General features: G+C 69.1%; 22 protein-coding genes, 1 tRNA gene and 1 pseudogene. 7 read left to right on the top strand and 17 right to left on the bottom strand.

Annotated features, from left to right (window positions below):
- Positions 1-27: 27 nt before the first annotated feature.
- Together K6K41_RS05115 and K6K41_RS05110 are read right to left on the bottom strand one after the other, a co-directional pair.
- A complete protein-coding gene (locus tag K6K41_RS05115; RefSeq protein ID WP_261404169.1) occupies positions 28-1,341 on the bottom strand; it encodes an ATP-binding protein in 1,314 nt (437 codons plus the stop codon).
- Entirely contained in the window at positions 1,338-2,063 is a 726-nt protein-coding gene (locus tag K6K41_RS05110; RefSeq protein ID WP_261404168.1) for a response regulator transcription factor, read from the bottom strand. Before K6K41_RS05110 ends, K6K41_RS05115 begins: the two co-directional genes overlap by 4 nt.
- 246 nt (positions 2,064-2,309) lie before the next feature.
- Between K6K41_RS05110 and K6K41_RS05105 the strand changes: the two genes are divergently transcribed.
- Positions 2,310-2,966, top strand: a complete 657-nt coding sequence (locus tag K6K41_RS05105) for a hypothetical protein (RefSeq protein WP_261404167.1) — start codon at positions 2,310-2,312, stop codon at positions 2,964-2,966.
- 73 nt (positions 2,967-3,039) lie between these two features.
- Here K6K41_RS05105 and K6K41_RS05100 read toward each other — a convergent pair whose 3' ends face one another.
- The gene (locus tag K6K41_RS05100) at positions 3,040-3,225 is read right to left on the bottom strand and encodes a hypothetical protein (RefSeq protein ID WP_261404166.1); all 186 of its coding nucleotides are present in this window, start codon (positions 3,223-3,225) and stop codon (positions 3,040-3,042) included.
- A 172-nt stretch (positions 3,226-3,397) separates the two neighbouring features.
- Here K6K41_RS05100 and K6K41_RS05095 point away from each other — a divergent pair, with 172 nt between their 5' ends.
- Positions 3,398-4,072, top strand: a complete 675-nt coding sequence (locus tag K6K41_RS05095) for a helix-turn-helix domain-containing protein (RefSeq protein ID WP_261404165.1) — start codon at positions 3,398-3,400, stop codon at positions 4,070-4,072.
- Between the two features lie 13 nt (positions 4,073-4,085).
- Here the strand turns inward: K6K41_RS05095 and K6K41_RS05090 are convergent, their stop codons facing one another.
- From K6K41_RS05090 to K6K41_RS05065, 6 genes and pseudogenes are all read right to left on the bottom strand, one after another.
- Positions 4,086-5,549, bottom strand: a complete 1,464-nt coding sequence (locus K6K41_RS05090; RefSeq protein ID WP_261404164.1) for a CYTH and CHAD domain-containing protein — start codon at positions 5,547-5,549, stop codon at positions 4,086-4,088.
- A gap of 87 nt (positions 5,550-5,636) precedes the next feature.
- Positions 5,637-6,035 carry an MAPEG family protein gene (locus tag K6K41_RS05085; protein WP_261404163.1) on the bottom strand — a complete coding sequence of 133 codons (399 nt, stop codon included), beginning with the start codon at positions 6,033-6,035 and terminating at the stop codon, positions 5,637-5,639.
- A 132-nt stretch (positions 6,036-6,167) separates the two neighbouring features.
- Positions 6,168-7,169, bottom strand: coding sequence for an Ldh family oxidoreductase (locus tag K6K41_RS05080; RefSeq protein ID WP_261404162.1), 1,002 nt, complete (start codon positions 7,167-7,169; stop codon positions 6,168-6,170).
- Between the two features lie 6 nt (positions 7,170-7,175).
- Positions 7,176-8,108, bottom strand: a complete 933-nt coding sequence (locus K6K41_RS05075) for a hydroxyacid dehydrogenase (RefSeq protein ID WP_261404161.1) — start codon at positions 8,106-8,108, stop codon at positions 7,176-7,178.
- 188 nt (positions 8,109-8,296) lie between these two features.
- Positions 8,297-9,562 (bottom strand): annotated as a pseudogene (locus K6K41_RS05070) (UxaA family hydrolase).
- A gap of 12 nt (positions 9,563-9,574) precedes the next feature.
- A complete protein-coding gene (locus K6K41_RS05065) occupies positions 9,575-9,886 on the bottom strand; it encodes a UxaA family hydrolase (protein WP_261404160.1) in 312 nt (103 codons plus the stop codon).
- A gap of 332 nt (positions 9,887-10,218) precedes the next feature.
- Between K6K41_RS05065 and K6K41_RS05060 the strand changes: the two genes are divergently transcribed.
- On the top strand, positions 10,219-11,229 hold the full coding sequence (locus tag K6K41_RS05060; protein ID WP_261404159.1) for a tripartite tricarboxylate transporter substrate-binding protein: 1,011 nt from the start codon (positions 10,219-10,221) through the stop codon (positions 11,227-11,229).
- Positions 11,230-11,262: 33 nt separating this feature from the next.
- On the opposite strand, the gene K6K41_RS05055 is transcribed toward K6K41_RS05060, so the two are convergent.
- Positions 11,263-12,015, bottom strand: coding sequence for a GntR family transcriptional regulator (locus tag K6K41_RS05055; protein ID WP_261404158.1), 753 nt, complete (start codon positions 12,013-12,015; stop codon positions 11,263-11,265).
- Positions 12,016-12,123: 108 nt separating this feature from the next.
- Positions 12,124-12,321, bottom strand: coding sequence for a hypothetical protein (locus tag K6K41_RS05050; RefSeq protein ID WP_261404157.1), 198 nt, complete (start codon positions 12,319-12,321; stop codon positions 12,124-12,126).
- A 197-nt stretch (positions 12,322-12,518) separates the two neighbouring features.
- Here K6K41_RS05050 and K6K41_RS05045 point away from each other — a divergent pair.
- A tRNA-Ile gene (locus K6K41_RS05045) sits at positions 12,519-12,594 on the top strand.
- Positions 12,595-12,634: 40 nt separating this feature from the next.
- Here K6K41_RS05045 and K6K41_RS05040 read toward each other — a convergent pair.
- The 3 genes from K6K41_RS05040 to K6K41_RS05030 are packed head-to-tail and all read right to left on the bottom strand — an operon-like array spanning position 12,635 to position 14,951.
- Positions 12,635-13,987, bottom strand: coding sequence for a sensor histidine kinase (locus tag K6K41_RS05040; RefSeq protein WP_261404156.1), 1,353 nt, complete (start codon positions 13,985-13,987; stop codon positions 12,635-12,637).
- On the bottom strand, positions 13,984-14,649 hold the full coding sequence (locus K6K41_RS05035; RefSeq protein ID WP_261404155.1) for a response regulator transcription factor: 666 nt from the start codon (positions 14,647-14,649) through the stop codon (positions 13,984-13,986). Before K6K41_RS05035 ends, K6K41_RS05040 begins: the two co-directional genes overlap by 4 nt.
- A gap of 2 nt (positions 14,650-14,651) precedes the next feature.
- Positions 14,652-14,951: a PepSY domain-containing protein gene (locus K6K41_RS05030; protein WP_261404154.1), complete on the bottom strand. Its 300-nt coding sequence runs from the start codon at positions 14,949-14,951 to the stop codon at positions 14,652-14,654.
- A 111-nt stretch (positions 14,952-15,062) separates the two neighbouring features.
- On the opposite strand from K6K41_RS05030, the gene K6K41_RS05025 reads away from it, so the two are divergent.
- Together K6K41_RS05025 and K6K41_RS05020 are read left to right on the top strand one after the other, a co-directional pair.
- Positions 15,063-15,323, top strand: a complete 261-nt coding sequence (locus K6K41_RS05025; RefSeq protein WP_261404153.1) for a PepSY domain-containing protein — start codon at positions 15,063-15,065, stop codon at positions 15,321-15,323.
- Positions 15,324-15,605: 282 nt separating this feature from the next.
- On the top strand, positions 15,606-17,231 hold the full coding sequence (locus K6K41_RS05020) for a hypothetical protein (RefSeq protein ID WP_261404152.1): 1,626 nt from the start codon (positions 15,606-15,608) through the stop codon (positions 17,229-17,231).
- Positions 17,232-17,268: 37 nt separating this feature from the next.
- Here K6K41_RS05020 and K6K41_RS05015 read toward each other — a convergent pair whose 3' ends face one another.
- The 3 genes from K6K41_RS05015 to K6K41_RS05005 all read right to left on the bottom strand — a co-directional run bounded on the left by K6K41_RS05015 (position 17,269) and on the right by K6K41_RS05005 (position 20,869).
- On the bottom strand, positions 17,269-18,135 hold the full coding sequence (locus K6K41_RS05015) for an MBL fold metallo-hydrolase (protein ID WP_261404151.1): 867 nt from the start codon (positions 18,133-18,135) through the stop codon (positions 17,269-17,271).
- 103 nt (positions 18,136-18,238) lie between these two features.
- On the bottom strand, positions 18,239-18,673 hold the full coding sequence (locus tag K6K41_RS05010) for a YqaA family protein (RefSeq protein WP_261404150.1): 435 nt from the start codon (positions 18,671-18,673) through the stop codon (positions 18,239-18,241).
- Positions 18,674-18,748: 75 nt separating this feature from the next.
- Positions 18,749-20,869 carry a calcium-binding protein gene (locus K6K41_RS05005; RefSeq protein WP_261404149.1) on the bottom strand — a complete coding sequence of 707 codons (2,121 nt, stop codon included), beginning with the start codon at positions 20,867-20,869 and terminating at the stop codon, positions 18,749-18,751.
- A 211-nt stretch (positions 20,870-21,080) separates the two neighbouring features.
- Here K6K41_RS05005 and K6K41_RS05000 point away from each other — a divergent pair, with 211 nt between their 5' ends.
- Positions 21,081-22,658 (top strand): ABC transporter substrate-binding protein, encoded by a 1,578-nt coding sequence (locus tag K6K41_RS05000; RefSeq protein WP_261404148.1) that lies wholly within the window; start codon positions 21,081-21,083, stop codon positions 22,656-22,658.

Raw genomic sequence — 22,658 nt, 5'->3', positions numbered from 1 at the left:
CAACTCATCACGGGCGGCAACGTTCGGTTACGAGGCGCGGCGGCTCCAGGCGGTTGCTGCGTCACCCTGCGCCTTCGCGAGCGGGAGCGTGACGACCTGGACGAGGCCGCCCGAGGGCCTGTTCGCGATCGTCAGCCCGCCGCCGTTGCGGGCCACGATCTCCTTGGCGATGGCGAGGCCAAGCCCTGCGCCGGGCGTCGTGGCCTTGCGCGCCGGGTCGACGCGGAAGAACGGCTCGAAGGCGCGTTCGAGCAATTCGGGAGGGATGCCCGGTCCCTCGTCCTCGATCGCGACCACCACCTTGTCGGGCGTCACGTCGACCGAAAGCGTCGCCGACAGTCCATGGGTCGCGGCGTTGACCACGAGGTTGCGCAGCGCGCGCTTCATCGCGAGCGGCCGAACCAGGGCCCGGGCGGGCGCAGCGCGCGTGACGCGCACCGGCAGTCCGATCTCGCTGAGCTCCGCGGCGATCTCGCTCGTCATCTTGGCGACGTCGGCTGTCTGAGGCGCGTCCGGGTCGACCTCCTCGCGCACGAGCCGGATGGCGCTGTCGGCGATCCGGTCGAGCTCTTCGAGGTCGGCCAGCCATTTGCCGCGCTCCTCGTCGTCGGCCAGGAACTCCGCCCGCAGCCGCATGCGCGTCATGGGGGTGCGCAGATCGTGCCCGGCGGCCGCGACGAGCCGCATCCGGCTCTCCATCGCGGTTTTGAGGCGCAGCGACAGCTGGTTGATGGCGCGCGCCGCGGCCCGCACTTCGGGCGGCCCTTCCTCCGGCAGCGCCTTGAACTCGCCGTCCGGGCCGACGGCCGCGACCGCGCGCTCCAGAACGGAAAGCGGACGCGTCGAGCGGATCACCACAAAGGCCGCGAGCCCCGCGACGCCGATCGCGATCAGCACCAGCCAGAACGCGAAGACCAGCCACTCGCGACGGCCGGGGCCCGGCGGCGGGCCGGTCTCGATCGAGAGCCATCGACCGTCGGAAAGCCGCACGGCCGCGGTCGCGGGCGCGCCGGGCGCGGGTTCGACCACGCGCGCCTCGCCGTGCGCGCCCTCGCGCCGAAGCGCTTCCTCGAGCTTCTCGGACGCGCTCTCGATCTCGGGCCCGGGCGGCGGCGCGGAGCCGATCGAGACGGCGCCGCCGGCCACCAGCTTCTCGAACTCCGCCGTCGACAGCCGTTCGACGGCGCGGACCGCCATCGCGAGCTGGGCCGCGGCGCGGCGCGGACCGCCGGGCGGCGGCGGGGGCCCCAGAAACTGCAGCGCAAGGACTGTCGCGACCCCGACCACAATCAGGATCGCAAGCGTCAGGAGCGCGGCGACGCGGACGCCGAGAGCGTTCATTCGGGCGCCGCCTCCGTCTCCACCCGGGCGGTCATCTGATAGCCGCCGTTCCGCAGCGTCTTGAGGATCTGGAACGCGCCCTGGTCGCCGAGTTTGCGTCGCACCCGGCTCACGAGCACGTCGATCGATCTGTCGAACGGTCCCAGGCTGCGCCCCTGCGTGATGTCGAGCAGCTGCTCGCGCGACAGCACGCGGCCCGGGCGTTCGAGAAACGCCATCAGCAGGTCGAACTCGCCGGCGGTCAGCGGCACCTCAGCGCCGGTCTCGTCGACCACCCGGCGCGAGTCGGCGTCGGCCGTGAAGCCTGAGAAGCGATGGCGTCGGCCCGAGGCGGGCGGCGTCTCGCGCTGCTCGCCGGTCCGGCGCAGCACGGCGCGGATGCGCGCCACCAGTTCGCGCGGGTTGAACGGCTTTCCGACATAGTCGTCGGCGCCGATCTCGAGCCCGATGATGCGGTCGACGTCCTCTTTCAGCGCCGTCAGGAGGATGACGGGCACGCCAGACGTCGTCCGGAGGTCGCGGCAGAAGTCGACGCCCGAGCCGTCCGGCAGCATCACGTCGAGCACGACGAGATCGGGCCTGCCGCGGTGCAGCTTTTCCTTCAGCTCCTTCAGGCTCGCGGCGAGCGAGACCCTCAGGCCCTGGGTCTGGAGATAGCGCCCGAGAAGCTTGCGGATCTCCTCGTCGTCGTCGACCACGAGGATGTGGGGAGAAGCGTTCACGTCGGTCCTGTCTTTCGCCGAGACGCGTCGGCCCTCGTCGAGAACGACCTGCCGGCGCGAGGCGCTTTTTAGCCGATCGCCGCTCGCCGGGCGAAACCGTCCGCGTTGCCGAACGTCTCGCCTGTGGTCTCCGCAACGTTCGGAAACGAAAATCGCCCTGCCGGAAACGTTTCCACACCGCCCGGACGTAAGCGCGCAACGCCTGGCCTCCATGGTGGCTCCCGACGAAACCACAGGGAGACGCCCATGAAAGCGTTCCACCTCGCCTTCGCGCTTGGCCTTGGGGCCATGGTCGCGGGCTCGCTCGCCTGGGCGGCCCCGGCGACGGCGACGAAGGATCAGGACAGGGCCGTGACCGTGCTGGCCCGAGCCGATTTCGACCCAGCGGCCGGCTGGCCGGACAGGCCGCCTCATCCGCGCGGTCCCAAGCCCTTCGGTCCAAAGGGGCCGCATGGCTGGCGAGGCGGCCCGCCGCCCGGACCGAAATTCGGCCCGCCGCTCGCCGCCGTGCTCGCCGCGCAGGAAACGGCGATCGGCATCCGCTCCGGCCAGCTCGACGCGTGGCGCGATTATTCCGACGCGCTGCAGGCGATGCTCGCGCCGCCGAAGCCGCCGGCCAAGACCGACGCTCCGGAGGCTTTCTCCGCGGAGCAGGCGATGGCCGATGACGCGGTCGCGCGCGGCCGCGCCGCGGAAAAGCTGAAGAGCGCGATCGAGGCGCTCAAACCGAAGCTGACGCCTGAACAGCTCGAACGCGCCGCGCTCGTCATGGGGCCGGACGGTTTCGGTCGAAAGGGCTTCGGATCTGAAGGTTTCGGCGGCTCGAAGGCGCCGCCGTCACGCCCCGACGAGCCGTCCCCCGGCTCGAGCGGGATGGAGCGAGGACCGGCCCAGCCCGGCTAAGCCTCGTCTCCACGAGCGGGCGCGGCGTCCCCCACGCGTCGCGCCCGCTCGGTCTGTCGTCGAAGACTGCAAACTAGACGTAGACGCGCTGGTCGATGCTGAGCAGGCCAAGCTGCGTCACCTCCCACCCGTCGAGCGAAAAGGCCACCAGACCGCGCGCGTGAAGATTTGACAGGGTTTCGCCGTCGAACACGCCGAAGGCGTCGCGCACGACCAGCTGATTCAGCGTGTCGCGCTCTTCCGCGCTGAGCTCCGTCATGCCGTGTCTCCCCGATAGTTGCCATCCGATAACGATGGAGGCCGATCCGGGTTCCACAATTGCTTCGCGCTCAATGCGTCGCAGGGCCGCGACGCGTGAGTTCCGCCGTGCGCCATCGGCGGCTATGCTTCGGTTCTCCCGGCGTTCGCCGGGACAGGCGCCGAGGAGCACGATGGCAAAAAGATCCTCCCAAGAGGCCGCCGCATCCGTCGACGCTTCGGCGATCGACGACGCGGAGGATTACGTCACCGGATCGGGCGCTCCGGCGGCGCAGGAGCGCCGCACGCTCGAACAAGCGATCGGCCTCCAGATCCGCCACCACCGCAAGCTGATGGGGCTGACGGTCGCCGAACTCGCAGGCGCGGCCACGGTGTCGACCGGCATGCTCTCGAAGATCGAGAACGGCCAGATCTCTCCCTCGTTGACGACGCTGCAGACGCTGGCGGCGGCGCTCAACGTGCCGATCAGCCTGCTGTTCTCCGAATTCGAGGAGCGGCGCGACTGCTCGCACGTGCCGGCCGGGCAGGGCGTGGTGATCCAGCGGCGCGGCACCAAGGTCGGGCACCACTACGAGCTGCTCGGCCACATGCTTGGCGGGCCGGTGGCCTGCGAGCCCTATCTCATCACCCTGACCGAGGACGCCGCCCCCTTCACCGCCTTCCAGCACGAGGGGACGGAACTCATCCACATGCTCACCGGCGAGGTGGTCTACGCCCATGGCGGCAACAGCTATCACCTGAAGCCCGGCGACACGCTGCTGTTCGACTCGGGCGCGCCGCATGGGCCGGAGCGCCTGCTGAAGAAGCCGATGACCTATCTGTCGATCATCATGTACGAGAAAGACTGACGGCGCGGGCGGCTCACCGCCAGAACGGCTCGGCCGCCATCAACGCCTTGCGCGTCTCCTTGGCCTCCTTCAGCAGCGCGTCGGCGCGCGCGTCGCCGTCGGCGGCCGTGACGCCCGCCGCGAAGGCCGCCGAACGCGAGCGCCCTGTCTGGGCTGCGTCCGCCATCAGCTCATGTCCGGTCGCCACGTCGTTGAGCGCGCCGAGACGGCCCTGCAGCCGCTTCACCGCCTTGACGAAGACCACGCGCTTCCGCTCGCGCTTCGGCTTGTCGGCGAAGAGGTCGGCGAAGAATTCCGATCCGTAGCGCAGTTTTTTGGCCGAGATGCGCGCGTCGTGGCGTTTCTCGTCGGTGATCTTGGTGATGCGCCGGCTCTTGCGGCGGACCTGCCGGTAGCGCTTCTCGAGCACCGTGGCGGCGAAGTCCCGCGCCGGACCCGCGATCTGCCTGGCGATCTGCTCATCGCGCGAGCGCAGCCAGGCGCCGACATTGATCCAGCCAGCGAGTTCGACCACGAGCCTGCGCCACTCGTCGGACCGCAGCGTCGCGAGCGCCCCGTCATAGGCCTTCGCCTTCTGGGTCTGAAGCTGCTTTTCGAGGTTGAGCAGCCCGGATTCATCCGGCCGTCGCTCGCGCTCGTCCGCCAGCGTCTCGGCGAGGAATACGTCGAGATCGCGGGCCGGACCAAGCGGTTCGGACAATCGCTTCAACTCCGCCTTCAGCTCGTCCGTGCGGGCGTGCCGGAGCAGCGGGCCGAACAGCGAGAAGGCGGAGCGCAGCCGGCGGATCGCGACGCGCGTCTGGTGGAGGGCGTCCGAATCGCGCCGCGCCAGCATCACGTCCTCGTTCATCCGCAACTGCACGAGACAGGCGTTCGCGATCGCGCGGAACGCGTCGGCGGCGCTCGGCTCGTCGCCGAACGGCACCGGCTGGGCATTGGCGACGTCGTTGAGCCGCCCTTCCAGCAAGGCGTGGCCGCGCGCGCTCTTGCTCGCGACGCCGAGCCGCAAGGGAGCGGCGGCCATGATGTCGGCGGCGAGCGCGAACAGGTCCTGCGGCGCGCCGGCGAGAAGCTCGAGCTCCACCTCGCCGACGGCGATCGCCGAAACCGGATCCGCCGACTTGAAGATCCGGCCGCGGTCGATCGCAATCTCGATACGCGAGCGGCCGCGCGTCACCTGTCGGACCGTGCGCTCGACCGCCACCGTGAACAGCGCGTCGAAGGGCTCGTCCGCCGAGAACAGGCCAGCTGCGGGCGTGCCCTTCAGGCTGTTGAGGTCCGGCTCCCGGCGTTCGACCGCCGATTCCCATTCTCCGCGCGCGAACAGGCCGTCGCCGCGCGTCTTCACGGTCTGGAGGCGCCGGCCTCCGTCGATCTCGCGAATTCTGAGCGCGACCCCGGCTTTGTGCAGCCGCAGGTCAGGGGCGTCGAAATAGGTCGAGGACAACGACGTCGTGCGCGCGGGGCCCGCTTCCATCAGCGGGCCGACCTCTCGAGCGCGTCGAGGTCGGAGGCGTCGCCGACGAGCTTGAGCTCGATTTCCTTGTTGGCGGCCATGGGAGCGTCAGACCGTGCGCGCGAGCAGCGTCACGGCGGCGATCGTCATCACCAGAATGGTGGCGATGATCCCTCCGCCGCGGCAGGCGAACTGTTGCGGAGAATTCTTCGGCGCGATCATGCCGATCGGATGCAGAATCCGCGCGACGAGGAGCACGACCAGCAGCGTCGTCACCAGTCCGCCGCCGGCGCCGGAGGCCTCCAGCAGGCCGATGAGGATCAGCGTGAGCGGGACATATTCGATGAAGTTGCCGTGGCTGCGAATGCGCTTCAGCAGCGTCTGGTTTCCCCCGTCACCATGGAGCACGTCGCTCGAGAACCGGCCGGCCACCACCCAGAAACTGAGTCCCGCATAGACCAGCGCGAGCAAGGCGGCGAAGACCGCAGTGGTCGCAGGAAAGATCATCGGGCGGCGGTCTCCTCGGGGCGTGCGGCCGCGACGGCGGTCCGCGACCATCCGAGCGACATAGCGCGTCGGCGCGCCGCCGTCCGCCGCCTTCGCCGAATAAATCTGAGAGGGCGCCCGCTATGCGCGTCTTCAGGCCGCCCGGGCCTGCGCCGTCAGGTCGGCGAGGACGCTCTCGGAGACGTCGAGCCCCTCCGTTTGGGCCTTGGCGCGCAACGCAAGGCGGCGCGCTCCGGGCAGCCTCGCGCCCTCCTGGGCCTCGATCGCCCCGGCGAGGACGGCGAAGCGCTCCGGCGCGCTCGACGAGAAGGCGGCGGGGTCGAAGGCGAGGATCAGCTGGCCGACGCCGGGAGGTCCGCCCTCGTCGTCGAGGAAGCTCGAGGCCTCGGCCGCGAACAGCGAGCCGGTCAGGCCGGCCGCCAGAAGCTCGACCATCAGCGCGAGCGCCACCCCCTTCGCGCCGCCGAGCGGGGCCATGGTGCCGGAAAGCGCGGCGGCCGGATCGGTGGTGGGGCGACCCTCGGCGTCGAGCGCCCAGTCGTCCGGTATCGCTTCGCCGCGCTGCTTGGCCGCCAGCACGTTTCCGCGCGCGACCTTGGAGAGCGAGAGATCCACCACGAGCGGCGCGCGGCCGGGCAGGGGGCAGGCGAAGGCGATGGGATTGGTGCCGAACACGGCGGCGCGCCCGCCATGCGGCGCCATGGCTGCCGGCGTGTTGGCGAACAGCATCGCGACGAGCCCGGCTTCGGCGAGCGCTTCCACCGGCTGGCCGGCCGCGCCGCAATGATGGGAGCGGCGGATGGAGGCGGCGGCGAGCCCGGTTTCGCGCGCTGTGGGGGGGAGCGCCGCGACGGCCGCGTCGAGCGCCGGATAGGCGAAGCCATGGGCGGCGTCGATCGCGACGACGCTTGGGCGCGGCCGCGTGACGACGGGCGTCGCCTCGCCGTCGACCTTCCTCGCGCGGAGCTGCGCGGCGTAGGTCGCCACGCGCGACAGGCCGTGGCCCTTCAGCCCGTCGGCCTCGGCCCCGACGAGGGCGCGCGCGACGCTGGCGGCGTTCGCGGGCGCCGCCCCGTTACGCTCCATAGCGGCGGCGACAAGACTGCGGGCTTCGGCGAGCGTCAGCTTCGGCATCGCGGCTCAGGCTCCCGTCAGGCGCTTGGCGACCGACGCCGCCGTGACGCCCGAGACGCGCACGTTCGATTCCGCCGTGACGCCCGCCACATGGGGGGTGAGGATGAGGTTCGGGACCCCGGCGAAGATCTCCGCCGCCGCGCCCCTGAGCGGCTCGGCGTCGAACACGTCGAGCGCCGCGCCCCCGAGACGCCTCTCCTTGAGCGCGCTCGCGACCGCCGCTTCGTCCACGACGCCGCCGCGCGCGGCGTTGATCAGGATCGCGTCCCGCTTCATCGACGCGAGCGCTCCGGCGCCGATGAGGCCGCGGGTGCCGTCGGTCAAGGGCACGTGCAGAGAGACCACGTCGGAGGTCTTGAGAAGTTCGGGAAGCGACATCGGGATGGTCTGGCCCCATGCGGGGGAGTCGGCCGGCACATAAGGGTCGTGGCCGACGACGCTCATTCCGAGCGCGATCGCCCGGCGAGCGGTCTCCCGGGCGATCGAGCCGTAGCCCACAAGTCCGAGGCGCTTTCCGGAGATCTCGCGGCCCGCCGACAGCGCGTTGCGCGGCCAGGCGCCTTGCGCCATCTCGGGCGTCGAGACGTACGCGCCGCGCAGCAGGACCATCGCGGTCCCGATGACGTATTCGGCGACCGAGACGTCGTTGGCGCCGGTTGCGGGGAAGACGTCGACGTTCCGGGCCTTGCAGGCGTCGACGTCGATGTTGTCGAGCCCGACGCCCAGCCGCCCGACGCAGATCAGCTTCGTCGCTCCCTCGAGCAGGGCCCCGCGCACCTGCGTGCGGTTGCGCACGATCAGCGCGTCGGCGTTCCCGGCTTCTTTCGCGAGGCGTTCCGGCTGGTCGACGAGGTCGGGGTCATAGACGACTTCGAAAGCGCCGAGATGCTCCGCGATCGCGGCTTCGTCGATGAATTCGCTGATGACGATCTTGGGCAAGGGGACCTCTGCGGAAACGTCAAACGCATCCCTCCCCTGGGACAGGGGAGGGTAAGGGTGGGGTGCGTTTCAGGGCATGGCGAAGAACTCAGGACTGCGCTCTACGCCCAAGACCCCACCCGTCACGTCGCCTGACGGCGACGCGCCACCCTCCCCACGCCTTCGGCGCGAGGAGGGAGAAGCGCGCTCTACGCGCTGCGGTACAGCTTCGTCATCACGAACTCGCGGTGACCGAGCGCCTCCGCGGCGGTGAGGCGGCCGTTGGCGGTGCGGATGATCATGTCGATCAGCGCGTCGCCGGCCTCCGGGATCGTCATCTCGCGACGCAGCACGCCGGAGACGTCGACGTCGACATGCTCGCCCATGGTGCGCACGGTTCGCGGGTTGCCCGTGATCTTGATCACCGGGACGATCGGGTTGCCGATCACGTTGCCCTGGCCGTCGGGAAGGTGTGGACCACGTAGCCCGCCGCCGCCATCAGGGTCACGCATTCGGCGGCCGCCGAGCTCGTGTCCATGAAGTAGAGGCCTGGGCCCTTGGCCGGGGCTTCAGCCGGCTGCAGGGCGTCGATGTATCTGCACTCGTGGCCGATCTTCTCGAGATTCCCGAGCGCCTTCTCCTCGATGGTGGTGAGCCCGCCCTCGATGTTGCCCTTGGTCGGCTGGCTGTCCGAGAGGTCGTCGGTCTTGTGGGCCTCGATGACGTCGTCCTGTAGGACTTCCACATACGGAACCACTTCTCGGAGATCTCGGAGACGCCGCGCGCTCCTTGCAGAGATGCTCGGCTCCGGTGATCTCGGAGGTTTCGCCGAACACGCCGTAGATCCCGTGCGGGATCAGCTTGTCGTACATGTTGCCGACGGTCGGGCAGGAGGAGAGGCCGGTCGTCGTGTCGGACTCGCCGCATTTGGTCGAGATCCAGAGGTCGGTGATGGGGCATTCTTCCTTCGGAAGCTCGGTCGCCCACTGCACGTATTTCTTCGCCACATAGCTCGCGCGGGCGATGGTGGCGATGTCGCCATGCTGCTCGATGCCGAAGCCGACGACCGGCTTGCCGGTCTTGGCGATGCCGTCGACGACGCGCTTGGTCCACTGCTCCTCGATGCCGATGACCACGACCGCCGCGACGTTCGGGTTCGAGCCGACGCCGATCAGCGTGCGAAAGTGGATCTCGAGATCCTCGCCGAACTGCAGCCGCCCATAGGCGTGGGGCAGGGCCATCACGCCCTTGATGTTGTTCGCCACCGCCTCGCAGGCGGCGTTCGACAGGTCGTCGAGCGGCAGGATCACGACGTGGTTGCGCACGCCGACGCGGCCGTTCTCGCGGCGCCAGCCGGTGAAGGTCGCGTTGACGAAGTCCTCAGAGGCGCGCTTCTGCGCGATCTGCGAGGTGAAGTGCTGGTCCGGAGCGCCGCCGACGAAGGGCGTCTCCCCCTGGGGCAGGACGTCAGCCATGGTCGTGTCTCCTCACCAGCGCTTCGTCTTCATGTTCTGCGTATGGACGTGTTCGCCCTTGGCGATGTCCGCGACGATCCTGCCGACGTCCTGGCCGTACTTGATCACCGTGTCGCCGGCCTTGAGATCGGTGAGCGCGACCTTGTGGCCGATCGGGATGTCGTTCTTCACGTAGATCCCGAAGCTCTCGTTGTTCTCGGTCACGACGCCGAAAGCGTCGGTCTCGGCCTTCAGTCCCTCGATCACCGCGACGGCGACATTGTCCTTCGGGCTGTGGGCGAGAACGTGCGGGACGCGGCCGTCCCCGTTGGTCTTGTCGCTCATCGTCAGGCGATCCTCCTCGCGTGATCCGGCGGCGCGTCGTCGGTTCATCCGTGCGCTCTTACTCTTGTATAAGACACAAGACATTTCGTGCGTCAACGGGCCCTCGTCTGATCTTTCCGAGTATCTTGACTCAAGTCGTAGAAAAACTGGAATGTGGCGTCCCAAACCTCTCGATCGGCGCTAGTCTTATATAAGATATGATACCGTATTCGGGTCGCAGCCGATCGGCTGCACGTCGGCGCGAGGGTGAAACGCCCCGCGCCGGGCGGGCAGGCGGACGAGAAAGATCCGCCGCCGCGCCAGAGGAAACGAAACCCGCCGGGAGGCTCCGCATGACGTCGAAGACGCGCTTTCTCGCACTTTTCAGATCCGTGGCCGCCGCGGCCGGCGTCGCGGTCGCGCTCACGGCCGCCGCTTCGCCGGCGCGCGCCGCTTATCCCGACCGCGTGGTCACGCTGATCGTGCCCTTCGCGGCTGGCGGTCCGAGCGACATCATCGCGCGCCTCGTCGGCGACTCGATGTCGAAGACGATCGGCCAGCAGATCGTGATCGAGAACGTGACCGGCGCCGGCGGCACGCTTGCGGCCGCGCGCGTCGCCCGCGCCGAGCCGGACGGCTACACGCTGCTGATCCACCACGTGGCGCTCGCCGCCTCGGCCTCGCTCTACGACAATCTCGGTTACGACGCGGGAACCGCCTTCCAGCCGCTCGGGCTCGTCAACGGCGGCCCGATGATCCTGACGTCCAAGACCGCCTTTCCGGCCGCCGACGCAAAGGCGATGTTCGCGAAGTTGAAGTCCGACGGGCCGTCGGTGTCGGTGGCGCATGCCGGGATCGGGTCGAACTCGCATCTCTGCGCGCTGCTGCTGCAGCGGGCGCTCGGCTCAAAGTTCAATCTCATCAGCTATCGCGGCAACGCGCCGGCGCTGAACGACATGATGGGCGGTCAGGTCGACGTGCTCTGCGACCAGTCGACCACCGGCGTGCCGCCGTTCCTCGCCGGCAAGGTGAAGGCGTATGCGGTTTCGTCCAAGCAGCGCCTCGACGTCGTCAAGGATCTGCCGACCTTCGAGGAGGCGGGCCTGAAGGGATTTGAGTTCCAGATCTGGCACGCGCTCTACGCGCCGAAGGGCGCGCCCGCCGAAGTCGTGACGAAGCTTCATGACGCGCTTCAGGTCGCGCTGAAGGATCCCAAGATCGTCGCCCGCTTCAAGGAGGTGGGCACGTCGGTGTTCCCCGAGGCGGAGCTCAGCGTCGAGGCCCACAAGGCCAAGTTCGAGCGGGAGATCGCGACCTGGAAGAAGGTCTTCGCCGAAAGCGGGGAGCAGAAGGTCCAGAACTGAACCGCGCCGCACCGGCCCTTCGGGGCCGGGCTTTCAGCGGAGCTCCGACAGATAGTGGAAGCGCTCGGTGAGGCACACCGAGACGCGCCATTCGACCGGCTGGCGCTCGATCGACAGCGCCAGCCGGTCGATCTTGAGCGCGGGCGTTCCGGCCGGAACGCCGAGCGTCTCGGCGTCCTGCGCGCATGTCGCGACCGCCTTGATGCGCTCGCGCGTGCTCGCGACGGTCACGCCGAAATGCATGGCGTAGAGCCCATAGAGATTGTTCGGAATCTCCATCGCCGACAGGCCGGGAAAAATCGTCTCCGGCAGAGTCAGCGTCTCGACGATCGCCGGCGTCTCGCCGAAGGAGCGCAGCCGCCGGATGCGCACGACCTTGGCGTCCCGCTCGAGCTTCAGCGCGTCTCGCTCGCCGGCGTTGGCGCGCGCGGCCGAAACCGACAGCACCCGGCTTTGCGGGAAGGTGCGGGCCCCGTCGTCGCCGACCAGCTTGAAGAACTGGAACATGATCCGTTCTTCGTCATGCCGCGCGACGAAGGTGCCGCGCCCCTGCCGGCGCACCACCAGGTTCTCCGCCGCCATGGCGTCCAGCGCCTTGCGCACCGTGCCCTGGCTGACGCCGAGCTCGGCGGCGAGCTGCATCTCGCTCGGCAGGGGCTCGCCGGGCGCCCAGACGCCGTCCACGAGCCGCCGGATCAGCCGATCGCGCACTTGCGCGTAGAGCGGGCGGAAGCCGAGCCCTTCCTCCGCGGCGGCGCCTGTTTCGGTCGTGGCGGGCGCGGTCATGTGGAAAGGCGGTCCTCGAAACGCGGCAGAAGGCGTCCCGGCGCGCGGGACGTCTTCTATTTTATAGCAGTTCGCAGGACCGCAGCGAGCGCCGTCACGTGGGAGGCTTCAGCTTCCTGGGGATTTCAGCACCGCGATCGCGACCACCATCGCGACGAGCGCGATCGCATAGAGCACGATCACGATCCGCAAGGTCGTGGGCGGGTTGCGCAACGCCTCGGCTCCGGCCTTGTCGGCGGGATGAGGAGGATGAGGCTCGATGTTGGTGGACAGGAAGGGTTCGGGCGGAGTCCTGACGTCGCTCATCTCGGGGGTCCTCTCCTCTCGCGGTCGGCCGCGGCGGAGCCGCCTGGCCCGGTTTGTCCCGGGCGCTTGTTCGGCTCCTGAGAACCATGATGGCGCGCAAGGCGCCCGAGCGGAAGGCGCGGAGGGTCGTTTTCCGGGACCGCAGTCGTCAAAGCCGAGATGACAAGCCGCCCCGCTTCGGCGTATCCCTGCCGCGGGGGCCTGTAGCTCAATGGTTAGAGCCGACCGCTCATAACGGTCTGGTTGTCGGTTCAAGTCCGGCCAGGCCTACCAGCCGAAAACCCTCATGCCCGCAAGGCGAGAGGCGCGACTTTCACCCGTCCCCCCATTCGATCCCGGCCCGAAGCCCGCGCGAAGGCGCGGCCGACAGGCGCAGGCGTGCGCCCGTCGAGGCGGCGAGGTCGCGCGTGATCGCAAGCCCGAAACCGGTGCCCGGCGTCGCCTCGTCCCAGCGTCGTCCCCGGTCGATCGCGGCCATCTCAGCCGCGGCCATTCCCGGCCCGTCGTCCTCGACTGAAATCGCCCCGCCGCCGGACTTCGCCACGACGGAGATCGTCACGCTCGTCCGGGCCCATTTGCGCGCGTTGTCCACAAGGTTGCCGAGCATCTCGAGAAGCTCGCCCTCGGATGCTGGGTACAGAGCGTGCCCGGACGTCTCGACGCGCCACGAGATCCGGTCCGAACCGGGCAGGCTCTTCATCGCCGCGACCAGTTGCCCCAGCACCGGCGCGACGGGGGTCGATCTCTTCTGGAGTCCGGCGGCCGTCGCGCTCCGCGCCCGGGCGATCGTTCGCGACACCTGCTCCTGCATGGCGAGCGACTGCTCGTCGATCTCGGCGCTCAGCGCGGGGTGGCGCTCCTCTATCCTGCGCGCGAGAGCGTCGAGCACCGCAAGCGGGGTCTTCAGTCCGTGAGCCATGTCCGCCGCTTGCGTCCGCGCGCGTCCAAGCGCTGACTCCTGTTGGGCCACGAGCCGGTTCAGATCGTCGACCAGCGGCTGGACCTCGCTTGGATAGCTGCCGCGGAGGCGCTCGTCGCGTCCGTCATGCACGCGCTGCAATTCTCCGCGAAGCGTCCTGAACGGGCTGAGCGCGCGGCGCACGAAGGCCGCCATGGCGAGGGCGAGAAGAAGTCCGAGCGCCGCGAGCGAGGCGGGAAGCAGCCAGAGCACCATGCCGCGACTCGCCGCGAGCTGGCCGCGGTCCATAGCGACGGTGATCACGACAAGCGGCTTGTTCGGCGCGGACGCGATCCGGACGGTGCGGAACACCACAATGAGCGGCCTCCCGTCGAAGCCTTCGAGATCGATCGTGGCGTGATGAGCCATGTCGGCGTCGGGCGAACGGGGCAGGGCGATGGTCTGGTCCCACAGCGAGCGCGAGCGCAGCGGCTCCTTTTCTGCGCTTTCGATTTGCCAGTAGAGGCCGCCATAGGGCGTCGCATAGCGTGGGTCTGCAGGCGGCCGGTCGACCGTTATTCCGCCGGAAGCGTCGAAGCCGACGCCGCCGGCGAGGAGCCGGGCGGTGTGGTTCAGTTCGTCAGCGGTGCGCCGGTCGAGCGCCGCTTCGAAGAGCAGGAACAGCCCGACGCCGCCGAGCGCGAGCGCGAGCGCCACAAGCGCCGCGGCCGCGATGCTGAGGCGAAGACGGAGCGAGCCGCGCGTCACCGCGCGTTGGCCGGCACGACATAGCCGTGGCCGCGACGCGTCTTGATCAGCGACGGTCCGAGCTTGCGGCGCAGCCGCGCGATCAGCGCCTCGATGGCGTTGGCCTCTCTGTCCGTTCCGCTCTCATACACATGGTCGAGCAGGTCGCCGGCCGAGACCACGTCGCCGCACCGGTGGAGGAGATAGGCCAGCAGACGATATTCGAGCGGCGTCAGCGACAGCGCCTTGCCTGAGACCGTAACGATCTTCGTGCGCGGGTCGAGCTCGAGTTCGCCGACGCGCATCAGCGGAGAGGCTTGGCCGACCGTCCGCCGCAGCACCGCATGCAGCCGTGCGACGAGTTCCTCCATCCGGAACGGCTTCGTCAGATAGTCGTCGGCCCCGGCGTTGATGCCGTCGACGCGTTCGCGCCAGCCGTCGCGGGCGGTCAGGATGACGATCGGCACGGCGTTGTCGGCGGCGCGGAGCTTTCTGAGGACGCTCAGGCCGTCGAGCTTCGGCAGGCCGAGGTCCAGCACCAGGGCGTCATATGTCTCGACGTCGGCCTGGAACCAGGCGCTTTCGCCGTCGTCCGCGAGGTCGACCGCAAAGCCCGCGCGCTCGAGCCCGCGCTTCACGTCGGCGGCGATCCGAGGCTCGTCTTCGACCACCAGCACACGCATTCCTAGTCAATCTCCAGCACACGCAGCGACTTCGCGTCGATCTCGACTTCGCGCCGCTCGCCGCTGGGCGTCAGGATCTTGATCTCGTAGGTCCAGCGTCCGTCGTCTTCGTCGAGCTCCACCTTGACGACGTCTCCCGGCAGCGCCTTGCGTGCGGCGTCGAGCACCTGGTCGAGCGGGCGGATCTCGCCGCGCTCGAGCGCCCGGCGCGCCCGGTCCTGGTCGCTCTCGTCGCCGAAAGCGGCGTGAGCGGACAGAGAGACGAGCAGGGCGGTCGCGAGCGCAAGAAGAGGTTTCGGCATGGTCGGAGGCTAAGGCGGCGAAGCTGATAAACGGCTGACAAAGCCTATCAGGGAAATATGGGGGCGCGCCGCCAAAAGGGCTCCACAGGTTCACACCAAGGAGCTTTGGACATGACCACCGCCAAGATCGCCCTCGCCGCCGCTCTCGCGCTCGGCTTCATCAGCCCCGCGCTCGCTGACCGTCCTGGCGCGGATTGGATGACCATCGAGCAAGCGACCCAGAAGGCCAGGGACGCCGGCTACGCGCAGGTGACCGAGATCGAGGCCGACGACGGCCGCTGGGAGGCCAAGGGCGTGAAGAACGGCCAGATCTACGAATTCCACATCGACCCGCGCACCGGCTCGATCTCGAACGAGCATCTGGACGACTGAGCGGCGCCAACGGCCCCGTCGCAGCAAGGCGGGGCCGATCGCCGGACGACGCCCGGGATTGGCTGAACGCATTCGCCGCCGCCCGCCGCAGGAAATCGAGGCTCCGGCTGAACGAAGCTCCGGTTGATCGCAACCGACTGGTTTTCGATTATCTTCAGCCATGAACCCGGTTCTGATCCGGGGAGCGGAACCGCGACCGGTCAGCAGGATCAAGACGCGTCGTCGATGACCCGGCGACGCCTTGCGGGCGCGTCGCGTTCGCGGAAAGGCCATCGGATCCTCATGAGCCTTCGCATCGACCGTCGCAGGCTCATTCAGGCGCTGGGAGCGGCGGCGTCTCTGCCCGGCCTCCCTACTCTGGCGCGCGCCGACGACGCTGAGGGGCGGTCTGCTCAACGGGTGGACGTGGCGGATCTGGGCCTGTTCAGGTCCGTGTCGGACGACGATCCGGACCTTCTGGCCAAGGCGAAGAAAAACGCGGCTTTGCTGACAGAGGCCGCGCGCGAGCTTTCGCGACGCGGGGGCGGCGAGATCGTTTTTCCGCGACAGGAGACCTTCAGGGTCGCGGCCTCGCCTTACGAGGGCGGTCAGCGGGGAGGATTTGGGTGGGGGCAGGTCGCCTGGGCGCTCGACGACGTCCACAATGTCGCCATCCGCGGAAACGGATCGACGTTGGAAAGATGCGAGGCCGAAGCGACCGGCGCGGCCGGTGACCCGCGCAATGCCACGGTCGGAGTGTATCGGTCGAGCGCGATCCTGTTCGAACGACTGATCCTGAAGGGCAAGTCGCGCACCGAGGTGCAAAAATACACCACCGGAAACAACTGGGACATCAGCTTCGCGAGCCGCGACGTCACCTTGCGGGAGTGCGAGGGCGGCGAGGGCACAAATGCGCTCGCCGCCCTCGGCCTCAACATCGACAAGCCGCGCCACGCGCGGGGCTACGCGATCGATCAGCCGGTCAGCGGGATAAAGATCGAAAGGTGTCTCGCCTACAACGGAGAGCACGGTCTGCTGCTAAACTGCTGCGAGGACGTCGAGATCGACGGATTCCGGCATCAGGCGCGCGACCACCGTTTCGGAGGGGCCCTGCAGGAGCCGTTCATTCAGCGCGGCCTCTTTTTTCTCGCGTGCCGGAAGGTGTCGGCGCGGAACATCCTGCTTGAAGGCGCGCACAAGACTTCGATCTTCTTCGTCGTCGCCGCGAAGTCGCGGGCGCCGTTCGATCTGACGGACGTTCGGATCTCGAACTTCGAGATCAGGTCGCCGGGCGGCTTAGACGACGACGGGGTCCGACAGGACGAAAATCGATACGAAGCGGTCGTGTTTCACGACCAGACCGGCGCCGACCTGTCGCTGTCTCGAACCGCGTCCCGGATCGCGTTGGTGGACGGGATCATCGAGAATTCGAAGACGGCCGTGCGGTTCCGGGACAGGAAGGCCGACGCCCGCGCTGCGCCGGCTTATTCGGACGTCAGGTTTCGAAACGTCCAAGCCCGCACGCTGGCTCGCGGGGTCTATGCGACCACGTTCAAGCCGCTTGGCGGCGCGTCTTTCGAGAACTGCGGCTTCTCGGTGTTTTCGGATCCGTCCGTCGGCGACGCGGCGCCGGTGGCCGGCTTCAGGGTCACGCGCGCGGATCGGAAGTCCGACGTCCGGCACGCCGATGTCCGGCTGCAGAACGTCATGGTCCGCGCAGGCGCGATCGCGTCGGAGTTCGAGGGCGTAGATGGCCTGGTGCTGCGCGACCTCGACACCGGCTATGTGCGCGACAAGGCCGCGAGCGCCAAGGCGTCCTTTTCGCCCGAGGCCGTCGATCTGCGCATCGTCGCGTGTCGCGCCGCCGAGGCGCCTCGGTTCACTGCGCTGAACCAGAAGGTCGAGATCCGCGACAGCGTCATTCCCTGACGTCGCGACCGACGGCGCCGCCGGTCACGGCTCAGCGTCACAGCCCGTCGATCGGGATCTTCAGGTAACGCCTGCCGTCGCTTTCGGGCTTGGGCAGTTCGCCGGCCTTCATGTTCACCTGCAGCGAGGGGATGATGAGCCGCGGCATGGCGAGCGTCGCGTCGCGCTCGGTGCGCAGCTTCACGAAGTCGTCCTCGCTCACGCCCTCGCGCACATGAATGTTGGCCGCGCGCTCGGCCGCGACGGTCGTCTCGTTGTGGATCACGCGGCCGTTCGGGCCGTAGTCGTGGCACATGAACAGCCTCGTCTCGGGCGGCAGCGCCAGCACGCGCTGCGCCGAGCGGAACAGCGTGCGGGCGCAGCCGCCGGGAAAGTCCGCGCGCGCGGTGCCGCTGTCGGGCATGAACAGCGTGTCGCCCACAAAGGCGGCGTCCCCGATCACATAGGTGACGCAGGCCGGGGTGTGGCCCGGCGTGTGCAGCACGCGCGCCGGGAGGCCGCCGATCGAGAACGCGTCGCCGTCCTCGAACAGGCGGTCGAACTGCGAGCCGTCGCGCTGAAAGTCCGTGCCCTCGTTGAAGACCTTTCCGAAGGTCTCCTGCACCTCGCGGATGCCGGCGCCGATCGCGACACGGCCGCCGAGCGCCTGCTGGATGTAGGGCGCGGCCGACAGATGGTCGGCGTGCACATGGGTCTCGAGCAGCCATTCGACCACGAGGCCGCGCTCGCGCACATGCGCGACGATCAGGTCCGCGGAGCGATGGCTGACGCGTCCCGAGGCGTAGTCGAAGTCCAGCACGCTGTCGACGACGGCGCAGGCCGGCCCGTCCGGGTCCTTCACCACATAGGAGAAGGTGTTGGTGGCGGGATCGAAGAACGTCGAGACGTCGGGCTCGCCGGTCATGCGCGTCACCTCCGGCCGCAGCGGGCGGATCGCCTGTTCGGACGAGAATAGCGCCTCCCCGCAGGAGCGCGATCACGATCGCGGGCGGCGGGTCGTCGCGGCCTCAGGCGACGCCGGTCGTGATCGCCGCAAGAGCGAGGTAGCGGCCGGTTTTGGCGACGGTGACGAGCAGCAGGAACGACCAGAGCGGCTCGCGCAGCGCGCCGGCCACGAGCGTCAGCGGGTCGCCCACGATTGGCGCCCAGCTGAGCAGCAGCGACCAGCGCCCGTAGCGGGCGTACCAGTTCTTGGCGCGTTCGAGGCCGGCTTCGCTCGCCGGAAACCAGCGCCGATCCTTGAACCGGTCGATCTGCCGGCCGATCAGCCAGTTGGTCAGCGACCCCAGCACGTTGCCGAGGCTCGCGACCGCGACCAGCGTCCAGATCGGCTGGGTCTCCGACAGGATCAGCGCGACGAGCAGCGCCTCGGACTGGGCGGGAAGCAGCGTCGCGGCCAGAAAGGCGGCGCTGAACAGGCCGAATGAGGCCGCAGGATCCATGTCGGGGAGGCTGAAAGCGAAAAGCGGGAGCCGGTCGGGCCGGCCCCCGCTTCTTCATCGTTGGCGCAGCGCCCGTCAAGCGATGCGGAAATCGTCCTCGCTGAGGTCGAGGCCGGCGGTGATTTTCGCGAACTCGACAGCCTCGAACTTATCGCCCGAACCGTCGCGGTCGTAGAACAGCGAGCCGGTCGCCGCGTCGTAGATGATGCGGTGGTCGCCGTCGGTCGCCGCGGTCCCGATCGTGAATGCGTCGGCGTCGAGCCCGCCTTCGCCGATCTTGCGGAACACGCCGGCGTCGAGCTCGATCGTGTCGTCGGCGACCGCGAAGTCGAGGATCGCGTCGACGTTCCCGCCGCCAAGCGGGCTTGAGAACGCGAACACGTCCGCGCCCGCGCCGCCGATCATGCTGTCAGCGCCGGAGCCGCCGTTCAGCGTGTCGTCGCCGACGCCGCCGACGAGGAAGTCGTCGGCGTTTCCGCCCACCACCTGTCGTTCCCGGCGCCGGCGTTGATGTAGGTCGCCCGCGACGGGTCGTCGAAGAACATCGTGTTGTCGCCGTCGGTCCCGAGCTTCACCACCTCGAACTCGTTCCCGCGCGCGACGCCCGAGACGAGGTCGCGGACGTCGAAGGTGACGCCGGTCCCGGCCGTGAAGGTGATGCCCTCGTCGTCGACGGGTGATCGGGCCAGTCAGGCCGTCCGCGCCGTCCTCGGCCTGCATGCGCACGGCGAGGCCGCCGTCCTGGTTCGGCATGGTCCCGGAGTCGAAGCCCGAGCCGTTGCCGACTTCGGTGGAGGTGAAGGTCAGGCGCACCTCCGTCGGGGTCGTGGCGTTCACCACCACTTCGTCTCCGCCGCGGTCGAGCTGGATCTGGTCGGCGCCGTCGGTGGTGATGTTGTGGATTACCGTGTCGGCTCCGCGCCCGCCCTTGATGACGTCGTCGCCGCCGCCGCCGATGAAGCTGTCGTCGCCGAGGCGGCCGAGCAGCGTGTCGTTGCCTGCGCCGCCGACCAGGAAGTCGTCGACGTCGCCGCCCACGATCTTGTCGTTCCCCATGCCGCCGTTGATGTAGTAGGCGCGGTCCTTGTCGACTGCGTTCAGGAAGTCGTCGCCCGAGGTGCCGAGCCGCACCACCTCGAACCCGTCGCCGCGCGCGACGCCGGAGACGAGGTCGCGGACGTCGAAGGTCACGCCCTCGCCGGCGATGAAGGTGACGCCCTCGTCGTCGACGCGGGTGATCGGGCCGGTCAGGCCGTCCGAGCCGTCCTCGGCCTGCATGCGGACAGCGAGGCCGCCGTCCTGGTTGGGCATGGTCCCGCTGTCGTTGGCGTTCCCGTTGCCGACCTCGGACGAGGTGAAGGTGAGGCGGACCTGGGTCTCGGCGGCGGCGGTCACGTTCACCGTGTCGTCGTCGGCCCCGAGATTGACCTGGTCGGCGCCGTCCGTGGTGATGTTGTGGAACACGACGTCGTCGCCGCGGCCGCCGAAGATCGAGTCGTCGCCGGAACCGCCGATGAAGCTGTCGGCGCCGAGGCGTCCGTTCAGCACGTCCGCGCCGGCTCCGCCGACCAGAAAGTCGCGCCCGACGCCGCCGAGGATGCCGTCGTCGCCGGCGCCGCCGTTGATGTAGTGGTTGCGCTGGTTGTCGTCGGCGCGCAGCGCGTCGTCTTTCGAGGTTCCGAGCGTGACGACGTCGAATTCGTCGCCGCGCGCCGCGCCGGAGACAAGATCGCGGACGTCGAACTTCACGCCGTCGCCGGCCACGAAGGTGATGCCCTCGTCGTCGGTGCGGGTGATCGGACCGGTGAGGCCGTCGGAGCCGTCCTCGGCCTGAAGCCGCACCGCAAGGCCGCCGTCCTGGTTCGGAAGCGTCCCGCTGTCGTTCGTGTCGCCGTTGCCGACTTCCGCCGAAGTGAAGGTGAGCCGCACCTGCGTCTCGCCGGTCCCGCTTCCCTCGACCTCGACCCGGTCGAAGCCCTGGCCGAGATTGATCTCGTCCGCCCCGTCGGTCAGCACGTTGAGGAAGGCGGCGTCGCCGCCGCGCCCGCCGAAGATGGTGTCGTCGCCAAGGCCCGCGTCGATGCTGTCGCGGCCGTCGGTGGTCTGCGGAATGTCGTTCGCGCCGTCCGGCGGCGTCTTGCCGTCGTCCGCGCGGTGAATGAAGTCGCTGCCGGCCGTTCCCGTGACATTCGCCATGCGTCGTCCTCCCAGTCGTGTCGACTCGCTAAGACGCCCACTCGGGTGCGTCCGAGGGGGCTACCCGCGGCGCGGGAGGCGGGATGCAGATCGGGTGATCACTTAACCGTGTCGTAACCATGCGGGTCGTCGCGCCCATCCGAGGCCGCGGCTTGGTCGTGGCCGACGGCGCGCCATAACGGCAGAGCCGGAAGGGAGGCGGCGAGCCGCGATGGGACGTCTGGGACTGGGATTCATCTGCGTGGCCGGCGCGCTCGCCGCGGGCGTCGCGGGGCTCGTCGCCATGGGGGCCGGCCGCGCCGCGATCCCGCCGGACACGCTCGTCATCGGCCAGCTCGCGGAGCCGAAATCGCTTGATCCGGCGACGGTGACGGCCGTCAACGACTTCCGCATCCTGGTCAACGTCTTCGAGGGGCTGACGCGCTACCGGCCCGGGACGCTCGAGGTCGGCCCGGGCCTCGCGGAGCGCTGGGAAATCCTCGACGGCGGAAAGACCTACGTCTTCCACCTGAAGCCGGGTGTTCGCTTCCATGACGGAACGCCCTTCGACGCCGACGCCGTGAAGTTCAATCTCGACCGGATGCTCGACCCGAAGCATCCGGCGGCCGGAACCGGCCCGTTCCCGCTCTCCTTCTTCTTCAAGCCGGTGCGCGAAGTCATTGTTGTCGATCCGTTAACCATAAAGCTGCGGCTCGAGGCGCCTTACGCCCCGCTGCTTTCGAACCTCGCTTATCCGGCCGGGCTGATGGTCTCGCCGACGGCCGTCACGAAGCTCGGCCGGGGGTTTGCACGCGCGCCGGTCGGCACCGGACCGTTCCGCTTCGCGGGCTGGGAGAGCGAGCGGCAGGTCAGGCTGGAGGCGAACCGCGAGCACCGGGACGGTGCGCCGAAAATCGACGCGCTCGTGTTCCGGCCGATCGCCGACGCCAACGCACGGCTGAGCGAGATGCTCGCCGGCGGCCTCGACGTGATGCCGGAGCTTCCGGCCGACAGCGTCGCGGCCTTTCGCGGCGACCCGCGTTTTCGTCTCGCGGAGGCCGCAGGGCCGCATCTGTGGTTCCTGATCCTCAACGTCCGCGAAGGGCCGACCAAGGACGTCCGGGTGCGCCGGGCGATCAGTCTCGCGATCGACAGGGAAACGCTCGTCCACGACGTGCTGCAGGGAACCGCGACCGCGCCTGCAGGTCCGATCTCCGAGGCGTTCGGCCCCGCGAGCGACCCGGCGGTGACGCCTTATCCGCACGATCCCGAGAAGGCGCGCGCGCTCATTCGCGAGGCCGGAGCCGAGGGCGCGCGCGTCACCCTGCTCGCGGCCGAGGGCGGCTCCGGCATGCTGGAGCCGATCGCGATGGCGACGGCGATCCAGTCGGACCTGCGTCGCGTCGGCCTCGACGCGCGCGTCGAGACCTTCGAGTGGAACGCCTATCTCGCCCGCGTCAACGGCGGCCTGAAGGACGCCGCCATGGCCGAGATGGCGTGGATGACGAACGACCCCGACACGCTGCCCTCGCTCGCGCTCAAGGGTTCGGCGACGCCCGACAAAGGAGGCTTCAACGCCGGATACTACGAGAACCCCGAGCTCGACCGGCTGCTCGACGAGGCCCGCGCCGAGCAGGACCCGAAGGCGCGCGCCGCGCTCTACCGGCGCGTCGACCGGCTCGTCCATGACGACGCGCCTTGGGCGTTCGTGGCGAGCTGGAAGCAGGACGCCGCCGTCTCCGCGAGCGTTCAGGGGTTCGAGCTTCAGCCGTCATTTTTGATGGATCTGCGTATGGTTAACAAGAAGTGA

The sequence above is a fragment of the Chenggangzhangella methanolivorans genome, from assembly GCF_019797865.1.
Classification (GTDB): domain Bacteria; phylum Pseudomonadota; class Alphaproteobacteria; order Rhizobiales; family Methylopilaceae; genus Methylopila; species Methylopila methanolivorans.
The sequence above is the reverse complement of the archived record's forward strand: the minus strand, read 5'-3'. Positions and strand labels throughout refer to the sequence as shown.

Bases quoted from the DNA above. Each gene is read 5' to 3' on its own strand.
- K6K41_RS05115 (WP_261404169.1), bottom strand. From the start codon at position 1,341: ATGAACGCTCTCGGCGTCCGCGTCGCCGCGCTCCTGACGCTTGCGATC.
- K6K41_RS05105 (WP_261404167.1), top strand. From the start codon at position 2,310: ATGAAAGCGTTCCACCTCGCCTTCGCGCTTGGCCTTGGGGCCATGGTC.
- K6K41_RS05100 (WP_261404166.1), bottom strand. From the start codon at position 3,225: ATGACGGAGCTCAGCGCGGAAGAGCGCGACACGCTGAATCAGCTGGTC.
- K6K41_RS05095 (WP_261404165.1), top strand. From the start codon at position 3,398: ATGGCAAAAAGATCCTCCCAAGAGGCCGCCGCATCCGTCGACGCTTCG.
- K6K41_RS05090 (WP_261404164.1), bottom strand. From the start codon at position 5,549: ATGGAAGCGGGCCCCGCGCGCACGACGTCGTTGTCCTCGACCTATTTC.
- K6K41_RS05085 (WP_261404163.1), bottom strand. From the start codon at position 6,035: ATGATCTTTCCTGCGACCACTGCGGTCTTCGCCGCCTTGCTCGCGCTG.
- K6K41_RS05080 (WP_261404162.1), bottom strand. From the start codon at position 7,169: ATGCCGAAGCTGACGCTCGCCGAAGCCCGCAGTCTTGTCGCCGCCGCT.
- K6K41_RS05065 (WP_261404160.1), bottom strand. From the start codon at position 9,886: ATGAGCGACAAGACCAACGGGGACGGCCGCGTCCCGCACGTTCTCGCC.
- K6K41_RS05060 (WP_261404159.1), top strand. From the start codon at position 10,219: ATGACGTCGAAGACGCGCTTTCTCGCACTTTTCAGATCCGTGGCCGCC.
- K6K41_RS05055 (WP_261404158.1), bottom strand. From the start codon at position 12,015: ATGACCGCGCCCGCCACGACCGAAACAGGCGCCGCCGCGGAGGAAGGG.
- K6K41_RS05050 (WP_261404157.1), bottom strand. From the start codon at position 12,321: ATGAGCGACGTCAGGACTCCGCCCGAACCCTTCCTGTCCACCAACATC.
- K6K41_RS05035 (WP_261404155.1), bottom strand. From the start codon at position 14,649: ATGCGTGTGCTGGTGGTCGAAGACGAGCCTCGGATCGCCGCCGACGTG.
- K6K41_RS05030 (WP_261404154.1), bottom strand. From the start codon at position 14,951: ATGCCGAAACCTCTTCTTGCGCTCGCGACCGCCCTGCTCGTCTCTCTG.
- K6K41_RS05025 (WP_261404153.1), top strand. From the start codon at position 15,063: ATGACCACCGCCAAGATCGCCCTCGCCGCCGCTCTCGCGCTCGGCTTC.
- K6K41_RS05020 (WP_261404152.1), top strand. From the start codon at position 15,606: ATGAGCCTTCGCATCGACCGTCGCAGGCTCATTCAGGCGCTGGGAGCG.
- K6K41_RS05015 (WP_261404151.1), bottom strand. From the start codon at position 18,135: ATGACCGGCGAGCCCGACGTCTCGACGTTCTTCGATCCCGCCACCAAC.
- K6K41_RS05010 (WP_261404150.1), bottom strand. From the start codon at position 18,673: ATGGATCCTGCGGCCTCATTCGGCCTGTTCAGCGCCGCCTTTCTGGCC.
- K6K41_RS05005 (WP_261404149.1), bottom strand. From the start codon at position 20,869: ATGGCGAATGTCACGGGAACGGCCGGCAGCGACTTCATTCACCGCGCG.
- K6K41_RS05000 (WP_261404148.1), top strand. From the start codon at position 21,081: ATGGGACGTCTGGGACTGGGATTCATCTGCGTGGCCGGCGCGCTCGCC.